At 33.9% G+C, this 14,360-nt stretch carries 7 protein-coding genes; 4 read left to right on the plus strand and 3 right to left on the minus strand.

The annotated features are described in order from the left end of the window. Positions 1-384: 384 nt before the first annotated feature. On the minus strand, positions 385-1,326 hold the full coding sequence (locus IM755_RS04765) for a DUF3078 domain-containing protein (protein WP_194094124.1): 942 nt from the start codon (positions 1,324-1,326) through the stop codon (positions 385-387). Beyond that, positions 1,319-3,094: a 1-deoxy-D-xylulose-5-phosphate synthase gene (locus IM755_RS04770; RefSeq protein ID WP_194094126.1), complete on the minus strand. Its 1,776-nt coding sequence runs from the start codon at positions 3,092-3,094 to the stop codon at positions 1,319-1,321. Before IM755_RS04770 ends, IM755_RS04765 begins: the two co-directional genes overlap by 8 nt. 42 nt (positions 3,095-3,136) lie before the next feature. Here IM755_RS04770 and IM755_RS04775 point away from each other — a divergent pair, with 42 nt between their 5' ends. The 4 genes from IM755_RS04775 to pbpC all read left to right on the plus strand — a co-directional run bounded on the left by IM755_RS04775 (position 3,137) and on the right by pbpC (position 12,492). Beyond that, positions 3,137-3,577 (plus strand): nucleoside deaminase, encoded by a 441-nt coding sequence (locus IM755_RS04775; protein ID WP_194094128.1) that lies wholly within the window; start codon positions 3,137-3,139, stop codon positions 3,575-3,577. 114 nt (positions 3,578-3,691) lie between these two features. Next, positions 3,692-9,184, plus strand: coding sequence for an alpha-2-macroglobulin family protein (locus IM755_RS04780; protein ID WP_194094130.1), 5,493 nt, complete (start codon positions 3,692-3,694; stop codon positions 9,182-9,184). Between the two features lie 52 nt (positions 9,185-9,236). After that, positions 9,237-10,112 (plus strand): hypothetical protein, encoded by an 876-nt coding sequence (locus IM755_RS04785; RefSeq protein ID WP_194094132.1) that lies wholly within the window; start codon positions 9,237-9,239, stop codon positions 10,110-10,112. Continuing rightward, positions 10,087-12,492: a penicillin-binding protein 1C gene (gene pbpC, locus IM755_RS04790; RefSeq protein ID WP_228063892.1), complete on the plus strand. Its 2,406-nt coding sequence runs from the start codon at positions 10,087-10,089 to the stop codon at positions 12,490-12,492. Before IM755_RS04785 ends, pbpC begins: the two co-directional genes overlap by 26 nt. 186 nt (positions 12,493-12,678) lie before the next feature. On the opposite strand, the gene IM755_RS04795 is transcribed toward pbpC, so the two are convergent. Next, a complete protein-coding gene (locus IM755_RS04795) occupies positions 12,679-14,223 on the minus strand; it encodes an Rne/Rng family ribonuclease (RefSeq protein ID WP_194094493.1) in 1,545 nt (514 codons plus the stop codon). Positions 14,224-14,360: the final 137 nt, after the last annotated feature.

Genomic DNA, 14,360 nt, shown 5'->3' on the forward strand with positions numbered 1-14,360 from the left:
AAAAAAAGCTATTTTAATAAATAGATTTTTTATGGTGATAAAATAAACATCTTTTATAATCTTTCAAGATGTTTTTAAAATTATAATATTGAAAATCTAAACAATATTAATAATAGTTTGTTTATTTTTGGATAAAGTATGGTGTGATTAATTTTCCTAAACGTTTATTGCAAACTTGTAGGTAAATTTAGATTCAATAAATCCTCGATTGGACATTGAAAAATGAATTACTTAAGCATTGCTAAGAATAAATGTGGAATTATTTTCTTTATTATATCTCGAGATAATAAATCTTAAAATTAGAACATGATATAATTTACACACATGAAAAATTAGTTCAAATAAAAGAATAAAAAAATGCTTCAAAATTGAAGCATTTTTTTATTAAAACGAATAAACTAATCCCACACCAAGTATTTGTTTAAGCTGAACTTTTGGACCTTTAATAACTTGTGTTCCGTTTATTTCTTCTTTTGATTTAATGTCGTCATCATAAACAATATGTGTGCCAATATTGGCTTTTACATATTGATTTACGGTCATATCTAATTGTAGTTGCCAGTCAACATCAATATTTCCAAAATTATTAATATAATCTGTGTATAGAGCAATTCTGTGTTCTAACATAATGTTTTTATACAATTCTTTTTTCCATTGGTTTGTAACTAAGATTCCAGTTTCATTTCTAATATTTTTACCTTCCTTAATAAGATTGCCAAATTCATCATAAATAGCTTTTTCAACTCCAAAAGCGCCTTGATTAGCTAACCTTTGGTCGAAAACCATAGTTGTTTTTTGTGTTAAAGGAGAAAGATATAGGTTAAGATTCAAATCTTTTCTTGAATATTCCGCTCCAATACCTAAGAATGTATAAGCAGGTGCAAATGGTTTAGAAATTGCTAAATCAGTATTAGGATAAGCATAACCATTTGCGAATTGTGTGTTAAAATTAAATTTACCCGCATAATACCAGTTCGAAATTGTATCTGTTCGATATCCAAATGTAGAGTTTATTTGTAATTGGTCATCTGTTTTTCTTACATCTTGCTTTTCTTGTTTATTAATTCCGTATCGAGCAATTAATTCGTTTTTCCAATGAATATTTTGTTTGATATATGTACGAATAAACTGTCCTTTCAAAAGTCCTGAAACAGAATTATTTCCCCCTGCATTCCAGTTTACAAAAGTTATTTGTGAAATATCTAAACCCACTTTATTTTCTTTTTTCCAATATGAAATAGAATCTGGTAATTTAGTTCTAATAATTTGCGCTGAAGATTGAAAGCAGATCAATATTAGCCCTAATAGGATAGCTTGTTTAAACATCTGAATAAGTATTAAATAATTGTTTTAAATGATTAATGTCGATTTTACAAAGTTGTTGCAACTCAAAAACTGTTCCATGTTCTATGAATGAATCAGGAATTCCGAGATTTATAATTGATTTATTTAAATTATTTGTCGCAATGATTGAACAGATTTGTTCTCCAAAACCACCTGTAATTACTCCATCTTCGATAGTGATAATTTGGTCGTGAGAATTTATAATAGATTTGATAGCATCAATGTCTAATGGTTTTACAAACGGAAAATGGTAATGCGAAAATAATTCTGAATTTTCAACTTCTTTTAAAGCTTTCGTTACATTATTACCAATAGTTCCCGCAGATAAAATGACAACTTTGCTTCCTTTTTGAAGTGCCACAATTTTACCAATTTCAATTTTTTCAAAAGGCTGTTCCCAATTCACATTTTCACCTCTTCCTCTTGGATAACGAATCGCAATCGGATGATTCAAGCCTTCTGAAGCCGTAAACATAATATTTCGTAACTCCATTTCATCTTTTGGAGCTGCAATAATCATATTCGGAATACAATTCAAATACGCAATATCAAAAACGCCATGATGTGTTGCGCCATCTTCACCAACCAATCCTGCTCTGTCTAAGCAGAAAATAACGGATAAATTCTGTAAAGCGACATCATGAATCACTTGATCATAAGCACGCTGCAAAAAAGTGGAATAGATATTACAAAAAACTACCATTCCTTGTGTTGCCATTCCAGCCGCTAAGGTAACGGCGTGTTGTTCAGCTATTCCAACGTCAATTGCACGTTTTGGAAAAGCTTCCATCATATAAGTCATCGAACTTCCCGTAGGCATGGCTGGAGTAATTCCAATGATTTTTTCGTTTTGTTTTGCTAATTCCACCAAAGTATGTCCGAAAACATCTTGAAATTTTGGTGGTAAATGTGATTCGTCTTTAGGATGAATTTTTCCAGTTTCGGCATCAAATTTTCCAGGCGCATGGTATTTTACTTGATCTTCTTCCGCCAATTGTAATCCTTTGCCTTTGGTAGTTATCACATGCAAAAATTTTGGACCTTTTACCGATTTCAATCGCTCTAACTCCGAAATTAACTTAGGTAAATCATGACCATCAATCGGACCTGAATAATCGAAATTCAAGGATTTGATGATGTTATTTTCTTTCGGATTTTTTCCTTCCTTGACTGCTGTCAAATAATCTTTTAATGCACCAATACTTGGGTCAATTCCAATCGCATTATCATTTAAAATTACCAATAAATTCGCATCAGTAACTCCAGCATGATTCAGGCCTTCAAAAGCCATTCCGCTTGCGATTGAAGCATCTCCAATCACCGCAATGTGTTGCTTTTCAAATTCTCCTTTTAATTGAGAAGCCAATGCCATTCCTAAAGCAGCCGAAATCGAAGTTGAAGAATGCCCAACACCAAACGAATCATAAATACTTTCGCTTCGCTTTGGAAAACCTGAAATTCCGTTTAATTCTCTATTGGTATGAAAAATGTCGCGTCTTTCAGTTAAGATTTTGTGTCCGTAAGCTTGATGACCCACATCCCAAACCAGTAAATCTTCTGGTGTGTTGAAAACGTAATGAAGCGCAATCGTTAATTCGACAACGCCTAAACTCGCACCCAAATGCCCTTCTTTTTTTGAAACAATATCAATGATAAAGTCTCTCAATTCTTTGGCCAATTGAGGTAGTTGATTTTCAGGAAGTTTCCTTAAATCGATAGGGTTGTTAATTTTTGAAAGCAAATTTTCCATTACAGCACAAAAGTAAGAATTGGTTGTTGTATTTTTGTACTTATGGAGAATATTTTTACCGATGAATATTTTATGAAAAAAGCCTTACAGGAAGCCGAAATAGCTTTTGAAAAAGGTGAAATTCCTGTTGGCGCAGTAATTGTGATTGACAATCGTGTCATCGCAAGAACACATAATTTAACAGAATTACTTCACGATGTTACCGCTCATGCCGAAATGCAAGCGATAACTAGTGCTGCAAACTTCATAGGTGGAAAATATTTAAAAGATTGTACTTTATACGTAACATTAGAGCCTTGCCAAATGTGTGCTGGCGCTTTATATTGGTCCCAAATTTCTAAAATTGTTTTTGGCGCATCCGATGAGAATCGTGGTTTTCAAAAAATGGGAACACAATTACACCCGAAAACCCAAGTGATTTCAGGTGTTTTGGAAAAAGAATGTGCTGATTTGATGAAAGCATTTTTTAAAAATAAGCGATAAATTTTTGTAAGGATTTTATTTAAAAATATTTTTATATTTACGTAAGAATTTGCACGGTTTTTGTTATTGCTAATTTGAGAACAAAAACAAACTAACTCTCTAATCTCCTTCCAAATGAAAACAACTCGTTTTTTACAATTGATATTTGTATTGATTGTAGCTTTGTCGTGCTCTAAAAGCGCTAAAGATTTCAATTCTGATTTCTCTCAGTTCAAAGCGTATATTCTCAACTTTAGTTCGGGATTGGTCTCGGCAAACAGCGACATTAGAGTAGTTTTAGCTTTCGATAAAAAAGAATGGACAGCCAACGAAGAGTTAGATGAAAATCTGTTTACCATTAGTCCAAGTGTTGATGGAAAAGTAGTAGCGCTTTCAAATAATACCATCGCTTTTATTCCAGAAAAAAAATTAGACCAAAATAAAGAATACCAAGTTACGCTTCATTTGTCGGAATTAGTTAATGTTCCTGATAAATTAAAAGATTTTAACTTCACAATTAAAACCATAAAGCAAGATTTTATGGTAACTACAAATGATTTGCAATCGTATAGTAAAGATTACCAATATTTAAACGGAGTAATCACGTCGAGTGATGATTTGGATTTTGAAACTGCTAAAAAACTTGTTTCTGTTAATCAAGAAGATAAAGCGGTTAAGGTTAAGTTTGTCAAAGAATTAAGCAATAAAAAAGAATACAAATTTGTAATTGATAGCATCAAAAGACAAGTTGAAGACAGTAAAATCAAAATTTCATGGGATGGAACGCCTTTTGATATCGACCAAAAAGGCGAAATGCTTTACGATATTCCCGGAAAAAATAATTTCAAAATAGTTTCGGCCGAAGTTGAGAAAGATAACAATCAAGTTTTATTATTAAACTTTTCTGACCCATTAAACAGAGATCAGGATTTTTCTGGTTTAGTGCAAGTCGAATCAGCTGTAAATTTACGATTTGCAACCGCTGGAAATTTATTAAAAGTGTTTTTCAACGAACCTTTAAAAGGCGAACTTTTAGTAGAAGTTTTTCAAGGAATTGAAAGCGAAGACGGCTATAAGATGAAACAAAACTTTTCCGAAAAAGTTACATTCGAGCAAGTAAAACCTGGAGTTCGTTTCATAAAAAGCGGAAGCATTTTGCCAAGTTCAAACAACTTAAAAATCAATTTCGAATCGGTAAATCTGAGCGCGGTTGATGTAAAGGTGTACCAAATTTACAAAAACAATATTCTACAATTCTTACAAGACAATGAATTAAACGGAAGTCGAAATTTAAGAAAAGTAGCCCAACCCATAGTTAAGAAAACCATCGCATTAAATAAGAACAAATTACAAAATTCCAGCAAATGGAATGCGTATGCGATAGATTTATCTAAAATAATTACACCAAATCCTGGTGCTATTTATCGTGTTGAAATATCGTATAAACGTAAATATTCGCTTTACAAATGTACTTCGGCATACGTTGATGAAGGTAATGAAGAAGAGGAAGAACAAGATGATGAAGTGAGAAGTAATCAGGATTATTACGACGATTACTATTACGAAGGCTATGATTGGTACGAAAGAGAAGATCCGTGTACCGATTCGTACTATTACAACAACACCATTTTTACGAATGTTATTGCTTCCGATTTAGGCGTTATAGCAAAACGTGGCGGAAATGGTTCGTATGTTTTTGCAGTAAATAATATTGTTTCTACAGAGCCTGTTGCTTCTGCAAAAATTGAATTGTATAATTTCCAACAACAACTTTTAGGAACTATCACAACCGATAGCGAAGGAATAGCAAAAACCGAGTTGAAAAAATATGCTTTTTTCGCTATTGTTACCAAAGACAAAAACACAACTTATGTGAAATTAGATGAAGGTCAATCTTTATCGGTCAGTAATTTTGATGTCGGTGGCGAAGAATTGCAAAAAGGTTTAAAAGGTTTTATTTATGGTGAACGAGGTGTTTGGCGTCCAGGCGATACTTTGCATTTGGCTTTCATGTTGAATGATGTGGAAAGTAAATTAGAAAAATCGCACCCAATTACTTTTAAATTAAGTGATCCGCAAGGAAAAGTGCGTTACCAAATGGTTCAAAAGTATAATGGTTGGAATCATTATAAATTCAAATTAGCAACGAAAGATAACGACCCAACAGGAAATTGGGAAGTGAAAATTTCGGTTGGTGGCGTGCATTTTTACAAAAGCATCAAGATAGAAACAATTAAACCAAATCGATTAAAAATCAAAAATAGTTTTGCAGATAAACAACTTTCTGGTAATAGATTAAACGGTGGCGAAGTTGAAGTAGCTTGGTTACATGGAGCGGTTGCGAAAAACTTGAAAGTAGAAATGCAAGCCAAATTTCTAGAACAACAAACTGTTTTCAAAAAGTATGAGAAATATGATTTTGATGACGAAGTGCGTAAATTCTATACCGAAGAAGTAAACGTTTTTTCAGGAAAAGTAAACGATTTAGGGAAAGCTAAAGTTGCGATTCAACCAAAAATCACTAGTCAAGCGCCAGGAAAACTGAAAATGGTTTTTCAAACAAAAGCCTTTGAAAATGGAGGCGATTTTAGTACAGATGTAGCAACAGCAACGTATTCTCCGTATAAAACTTACGTTGGAATAAAAGCACCAGAACCAAATAAATACGGCTTATTAGAAACCGATAGAGTTAATCGCTATGATATCGTGACTTTAGATGAATTGGGTAAACCAAAATCGGTTAAAAATTTAGAAGTTCGTGTGTATAAAGTCGAATGGCGCTGGTGGTGGAATTCTGATGGTGATGATTTATCACAATACAATTCTTCGGAAGTAACAACCGCTTATAGAAACTACGTGGTTTCAACTGATGCCTCAGGAAAAGCAAGTGTTCAATTTAAAATTCCTGAAGCCGATTGGGGAAGATATTTGATTCGTGTAGAAGATACGAATGATGGTCATGCAACGAGTTTAACTTCGTATATCGATTGGCCATATTGGTCTGGAAAATCACGCCAAGGAAGTAGCGAAACGGCAAATATGTTGGTATTTACAACCAACAAAGAGAAATACAATGTTGGAGAAAACGCTATCGTTTCTTTTCCATCAAGTGAAGGCGGAAGAGCTTTAATTTCAATTGAAAACGGTTCAAAAGTCATCAAAACACTTTGGGCAACCACTAAAAAAGGTGAGACGCAAGTTGAAGTTCCTATCACAGGTGATATGGCACCAAATGTGTATTTCCATATTTCGTTGTTAAAACCACATGCTTCTACGATAAACGATACACCTATTAGAATGTACGGAATTTTGCCAGTGGAAGTAATCAATAAAAATACCGTTTTAGAGCCAGAAGTAACAATTCCTTCAGTTTTAAAACCGGAACAAAAAACAACATTGAAAGTTAGTGAAAAATCAGGTAAAGAAATGACCTATACTATTGCAATTGTAGATGATGGTTTATTAGATTTAACCCGATTTAAAACACCAAATGCGTGGGAAAAATTCTATTCAAGACAAGCGCTTGGCGTAAAAACTTGGGATGTTTATGATGATGTAATTGGTGCATATGGTGGAAAAATCAATCAAATTTTCAGTATTGGTGGTGACCAAGATTTAGCAGGTGGAAATGCCAAAAAAGCTAACCGATTTAAACCAGTAGTCATTTATTTAGGACCATTCAAATTGGAAAAAGGGCAAACCAAATCACATACGATTACCTTGCCAAATTACGTTGGTTCAGTACGAACAATGGTTGTTGCAGGTGATGCTAAAACTAGTGCTTACGGAAGCGTAGAAAAAACTTCTTTTGTGAGAAAACCAGTTATGGTATTGGCTTCGGTGCCTAGAAAAATTTCTCCAAACGAAAGAATTACGTTGCCCGTAACCGTTTTCGCAATGGAAAGCCAAGTGAAAAACGTTAATGTGCAATTGAAAACAAATAACGGAGTACGAATTATTGGAAATGCAACTCAAAATGTAAGTTTCAGTTCGCCAGATGAAAAAGTAATCTATTTTAATTTAGAAGTTGGAAGCGCAACAGGAATTGGAAAAATAGAAGTCATTGCCACATCAGGAAAAGAAAAATCGACCTATGGGGTAGAAGTTGATATTACGAATCCAAATCCGGTTACGAATGATTACGTAGATATGGTAATTCCTGCAAACGGTTCCAAAACAATCAATTGGAAAACATTTGGAGTAGCAGGAAGTAATAAAGCAAGATTAGAAGTTTCGTCTTTCCCAACCATCAATTTCAATGGACGTTTGAGTTATTTGATTCAGTATCCGCATGGATGTGTGGAGCAAACGACTTCGGCGGTTTTTCCACAATTGTATTTGGCGGATATTATGGATGTTGATGCTAACAAAAAAGCAGAAATTCAACGAAATATTAATGCTGGAATTCAAAAATTAGGGAATTTCCAACTATCAAATGGTGGATTAAGTTATTGGCAAGGAAATAATTATGTGGATGATTGGGCAACTTCTTATGCAGGACATTTCTTACTTGAAGCTGAGAAAAAAGGCTATGTTTTACCAATCGGATTTAAAAACAAGTGGATTTCGTTCCAACAATCCGAAGCAAAAAAATGGCGATTCAACGCACAGTATCGTAACGATTTTGCGCAAGCGTATCGTTTATATACTTTAGCATTAGCAGGTTCAGCCGATATGGGTTCAATGAACAGATTAAGAGAAACTACCGGAATTTCAAACGAATCCAAATTGCGATTAGCAGCCGCTTATGCTTTAGCAGGTCAAAAGAAAGCAGCTTTATCTTTGATAGGAACAACAACTACGCAAGAAGACAAACGCTTTGCAGATTATTACTATGGTTCGGAAGAAAGAAATCGAGCGATGATTTTAGAAACTTACATTTTGTTAGACAATAAAACGAAAGCGTATGAAATGGCAAACAAATTAGCGAAAGATTTATCGTCAAATCGTTACATGAGTACTCAAACTACCGCTTTTGGATTGTATGCTATGTCCAAATTTGCGCTTAAAAATGGTGGAAAAGGTGTGAATATGACGTATTCAGTAGCTGGAAAATCTGAAACCATTAGCTCTAAAAAAGCATTTGTAGATAGAAATTTAGTGGCGAAACACGGTTCTAATTCGGTAACAATTCAAAATAAAAATAGCGGAACACTTTATGTTCGTGTCTTAAATAGTGGCATTTTACCTGTTGGACAAGAAAAAGAAATTCAGAAAAACTTCTCAACTTCGGTAGTTTATAAAGATAGAAAAGGAACAGTACTAAATTTAAGTTCTGTAAAACAAGGAACCGAAATCGTCGCGCAAGTAACTATTAGAAATCAATCGGATGAAACATTAGAGAATGTAGCGCTTTCGCAAATTGTTCCTTCTGGATTTGAAATTATGAATTCACGTTATACCGATTTTGGAAGTTATGCCGAAAACAAAGCCGATTACATTGATATTCGCGATGATAGAACACAATTCTATTTCGGAATCAGAGCGGGTGAAACCAAACCGTTTACCATGTTGTTAAATGCAACTTATTTAGGAAAATATTATTTCCCTGGAGTGCAATGTGAAGCGATGTACGACAATAATTATTTGGCAAGAGCCAAAGGACAATGGGTGCAAATCGTGAAATAAATTACCAAACTACTTCATTGTGTAAATGCAATGAAGTAGTAATTCTTACCAAATGAAAATAGCTCTTAAAATCGGAATGCTTTTACTGTTAACAGTTACAAGTTGTAAAAGCAATAAATCAAATTTATCTAAAAGTGAAAGTGATTCAATTAGTGACACGACTTTTGTTGTAAATACTGACACTATAACTTATCAGAAAATTCAAGAAACTGAAAAAGAAATAGTTTTAGATATTGATAGTGTTTTAAATGCGAACGTCAATATCAAAATTGATTATCAAGATAGCTTGGTTTATGCGTTAGGAATTAAAGAGTTTTACGACACAGCCAATGGACAAATAGTTGCCTTTACCAAACTGAAAGATAATAGTGAGCTATTTGCAATTGTTTATCCGAATACTTTCGATGATAAGATGCAACCTAATGTTTTGTTTTATATTCTTAAAGATCAAGAATGGGTTTTGGTTTCCAAATTCGATTCGAGCGAGGTTTTTTCCTTTGAAATTGTAGATGTAAACAATGATGGAGTGAGAGAAATTCAGTCAACTGGTTATCCCAATATGAACGGCAATTATTGGAACAATTTTTACAGTTTTTTAAAAGAAGACAATAAATTTATAGCTGGTGGTGGCTTTTTTTCTAGTATGTACGAATTTAAACCTCAAGTAAGTAGAATTGATGTCGAATACGGCGGAAGCTGGTATATGCCCAATACTAAAACCATTTATTATTGGAAAAATCAAAAACTTATTCCATTTAAAGAAGTAGAAGTTGGTTTAAAAATTGCCGACATGAAACATGATGATTACTATATCAAGTATTCAGAAAATTTGACTTTGGAGAAAGATTCGGTTCAGTTTGTGTATAAAAAATCGTTTCGAGGTAAAAATTTGAATCAATTTTATGATAACTTTTTTGAAAATAATTAAAGTGAAAAATCGATTCCAAAAATTCTATAATTTCATTAAACTAAAAGTGAAAAACAATAAGATAAAATCAATTGTCTTGTTGTTGCTTTTGGTTGTTTACTATTTTTCACTCCCAAGACAACTTTTTGAAAACAACTATTCCACTGTAATTGAAAGTCAAGATGGGCAACTTTTAGGGGCTAAAATTGCTTCTGATGGGCAATGGCGTTTTCCCGAAAGTGATAGTGTGCCTCATAAATTTCAAAAATGTATTGTTGCTTTTGAAGACCAACATTTTTACAAGCATTTTGGGTTTAACCCAATTTCCATGTATCATGCTTTTAAGCAAAATCGAAAAGCAAATCGTGTGGTTCGTGGCGGAAGTACTTTAACCCAACAAGTGATTCGTTTGCACCGAAAAGGAAAATCGCGCTCCTATTTTGAAAAAGCAATTGAAATGATTCTCGCAACGCGTTTAGAATTTCGTCATTCGAAAGATAAAATTCTAGAATTGTATTGTGCGCATGCGCCTTTTGGAAGCAATGTGGTAGGTTTGGAAATGGCGTCTTGGAAATATTTCGGATTGCAACCCCATCAATTATCATGGGCGGAAGCAGCTACTTTAGCGGTTTTACCCAATGCGCCAAGTTTAATTTATCCCGGAAAAAATCAGGAGCGATTATTAGCAAAACGTAATCGATTACTAAAGAAATTGTACAATGATAAAGTCATTGATAAAGCAACTTACGAATTATCATTGCAAGAAAGTTTGCCTCAAAAACCGTTTGATGTGCCACAAATCGCGCCTCATTTGGTTCAAAAAGTAGCGAAAGAACATCCAGCAGAAAAAATAAAAACCACCATTCAATTGGATTTGCAAGAACACACCAACGAAATCGTAAAACAATATTATAACTATTACAAACAAAATCAAGTCTATAATATTTCGGTTTTAGTAGTGGATGTAAAAACTCGCAATGTAATCACGTATGTTGGAAACAGTCCAACCGACAAAGAACATCAAAAAGATGTCGATATTATTGAAGCACCAAGAAGTACAGGAAGTATTTTAAAACCGTATTTGTACGCTGCCATGTTGAATGATGGCTATATTTTACCACAAACTTTGGTTCCCGATGTTCCTACGCAGATTTCAGGATATTCACCTCAGAATTTTAATTTGACTTATGATGGTGCTGTTCCTGCGAGTAGAGCTTTGGCGCGTTCGTTGAACATTCCATCGGTTTTGATGTTGCAAGATTATTCGGTGAATCAGTTTTATGAAAAATTACAGCAATTGAAATTGCGAAATGTTAATCGTCAGCCTTCAAATTACGGTTTGTCATTGATTTTAGGAGGTGCGGAATCGAATTTATGGGATTTGTGTAAAGCCTATGCTTATATGTCTTCTACGCTAACGTATTTCAACCAAAACGATGATAAATATCGTAAGAATGAAATGCTAAATTTGAATTACGATGCCAATTCTCAACCTAATTTCGGAAGTAGTTCACCTCAGAAAAACATTTTTGGCGCAGGCGCTATTTGGCAAACCTTTAATGCAATGAAAGAAGTCAACCGACCAGAAGGCGATGAAGCTTGGAAATTCTACGATTCTTCATTAGAAATCGCATGGAAAACAGGAACAAGTTTTGGAAGTAGAGATGCTTGGGCAATTGGTGTTACCAAAGATTACGTGGTGGGAATTTGGGTTGGAAATGCCACAGGTGAAGGAAGACCATTATTAACAGGAGTTGATAGTGCAGCTCCGATTTTATTTGATGTTTTTAGGTTGTTACCAAAATCGAAATGGTTTGAAATGCCGTATAACGATTTAGATCCTGTTGAAGTTTGTGAGCTTTCGGGTTATCTAGCACAAGACCATTGCCTGAAAATAAAACAATGGATTCCAAAAACAGCTAAAAAAACAGACAATTGTCCGTATCATAAAATTATTCATTTAGATAAAAACCAGCAATTTAGAGTCAATAGTACTTGCGAAAGTGTTGATGAAATGGTAGCTAAATCTTGGTTTGTTTTGCCACCGGTTATGGAATGGTATTATAAAAGTAAGAATGTAAACTATCAAAATTTACCACCTTTCAGAAGTGATTGTGTCGATGCCTTACAAGACAAACGTATGGATTTTATTTATCCCAAAGCAAATACTAAAATCATATTAACTAAGGATTTTGAAAGTAAACTACAGCCAGCGATTATCAAAGTTGCACATTCTAATTCTAATGCTGAGTTGTTTTGGTATTTAGATGATAAATATGTAGGAACTACAAAAACCTTTCATGAGAAACCTATTTTTGCTACAACTGGATTTCATGTTATTACTGTAGTAGATGAATTTGGTAATGAAATCAGGCGAAAAGTACAATTTGAAAGTGAATAAAAACAAAAAAACCGCCAATCTTTCGAAAAGCGGTTTAGTTTTTATTTAATTTCATTTCCTTCTTTGTCAAGGAAGTGATATTCTAGATACGTGTAAGCGTCACGAGATTTGATATTAAGAGGAGGAAGTCCAGTGGACTTCAGGTACAAAAAAACCGCCAATCTTTCGAAAGGCGGTTTTTTGTTTTTATTTAATTTCATTTCCTTCTTTGTCAAAGAAATGATATTCAAGATACGTGTAAGCGTCACGAGGTATAATCTTCACCCATTTCTTATGCTCGAAAAACCATTTCGAACGTAAGGATGGAAAACCTTTAGTAAGGTATGCTGCCACAAAAGGGTGTGCGTTTAAAACAACCTTTTTATGGTCTTTAATAATGCGTTCAAGATCAGACGTAATTTTGTCAACAATTAAAATTGGAGCTTCAATTTCCCCATTTTCGTTATTTGGGTCTTCTTCTCTTGTTTTAATGTTAACTTCTGGTCTAACTCTTTGTCTAGTAATTTGAATTAATCCAAATTTACTAGGAGGCAAGATTTTATGCTTGGCCTTATCGTCACTCATTTCTTCTCTTAAGAAATCGTACAATACTTTGCGATTTTCTGGATTTTGCATATCAATGAAATCCACCACAATAATTCCGCCCATGTCTCTAAGTCGTAATTGACGCGCAATTTCGGCTGCAGCAATCATGTTTACTTCTAGAGCAGTATCTTCTTGGCTTGATGCTTTTGCTGAACGATTTCCACTGTTCACGTCGATAACGTGTAGAGCTTCTGTGTGTTCAATTATTAAATAAGCACCTTTGCTCATGGAAACTGTTTTTCCAAAAGACGTTTTTATTTGTCGCTCAATATTATATTTTTCAAAAAGAGGCAGTTCCTTAGACTGATAGTGTTTTACGATTGACACTTTATCCGGAGCTATCTCTTGCAAATACTCCTTCGTTTCAAGATACAAATCTTCATCATCTACATGAATACCTGTGAAGGTATCATTAAATACATCTCGTAAGATAGAAGACGCTTTATTCAGTTCTCCTAATACTTTTGATGGATGATGAGCCGTTTGTAATCTTCTACACATAGCAGACCAGCGGTCCATCAATGTTTGTAGATCTTTGTCTAGTTCGGCTACTTTTTTGCCTTCGGCTACTGTTCGCACAATAACACCGAATCCTTTTGGTTTGATAGATTGAACCAAGCGTTTTAATCGGTCTTTTTCTTCTCTCGATTCTATTTTTTGCGAAACAGAAACGCGATCTGAAAAAGGAACTAAAACCACATATCTTCCGGCTAACGAAATCTCAGAACTAATTCTAGGACCTTTAGTCGAAATAGGCTCTTTCACTACCTGAACTAAAACTGATTGATTGGCGCTTAGAATGTCGGTTATAGCACCATCTTTATCAATTTCAGCTTCAAAAGGAAAATTTTTGAGTGAATAATCTTTTAATTTACCTGCGCTTACAAGTTTAATAAATTTCATCAAAGAAGGTAAGTTGGGACCTAAGTCGTGATAATGCAAAAAAGCATCTTTTTCATGACCTAAATTCACAAAAGCGGCATTTAAACCAGCCACAGGTTTACGGATTTTAGCAATAAAAATATCGCCAACCGCAAAATTGCTTTGCTTTTCTTCTTCTTTGTGTAATTCTATTAGTTTTCCATCTTTTAATAAGGCAAAATCTACAGCGTCTGAACCAGATCTAATAATTAACTCTTTGTTCATGCAGTACATTTTTATCCATTCGCCAGAGCGAACAGATGGATTAAACATTTTTTACAGGCAGTTGTACCTGGGAATCAATTTAAAAATCGATTCATTTCAATGAACTTTTCTCTAAAAAAGAAAAAGTAGTTTTAAAC

It is taken from the genome of Flavobacterium proteolyticum (genome assembly GCF_015223105.1).
GTDB classification, from domain to species: Bacteria; Bacteroidota; Bacteroidia; order Flavobacteriales; family Flavobacteriaceae; genus Flavobacterium; species Flavobacterium proteolyticum.

Bases quoted from the DNA above. Each gene is read 5' to 3' on its own strand.
- IM755_RS04785 (WP_194094132.1), top strand. From the start codon at position 9,237: ATGAAAATAGCTCTTAAAATCGGAATGCTTTTACTGTTAACAGTTACA.
- IM755_RS04780 (WP_194094130.1), top strand. From the start codon at position 3,692: ATGAAAACAACTCGTTTTTTACAATTGATATTTGTATTGATTGTAGCT.
- IM755_RS04795 (WP_194094493.1), bottom strand. From the start codon at position 14,223: ATGAACAAAGAGTTAATTATTAGATCTGGTTCAGACGCTGTAGATTTT.
- pbpC (WP_228063892.1), top strand. From the start codon at position 10,087: ATGATAACTTTTTTGAAAATAATTAAAGTGAAAAATCGATTCCAAAAA.
- IM755_RS04775 (WP_194094128.1), top strand. From the start codon at position 3,137: ATGGAGAATATTTTTACCGATGAATATTTTATGAAAAAAGCCTTACAG.
- IM755_RS04765 (WP_194094124.1), bottom strand. From the start codon at position 1,326: ATGTTTAAACAAGCTATCCTATTAGGGCTAATATTGATCTGCTTTCAA.
- IM755_RS04770 (WP_194094126.1), bottom strand. From the start codon at position 3,094: ATGGAAAATTTGCTTTCAAAAATTAACAACCCTATCGATTTAAGGAAA.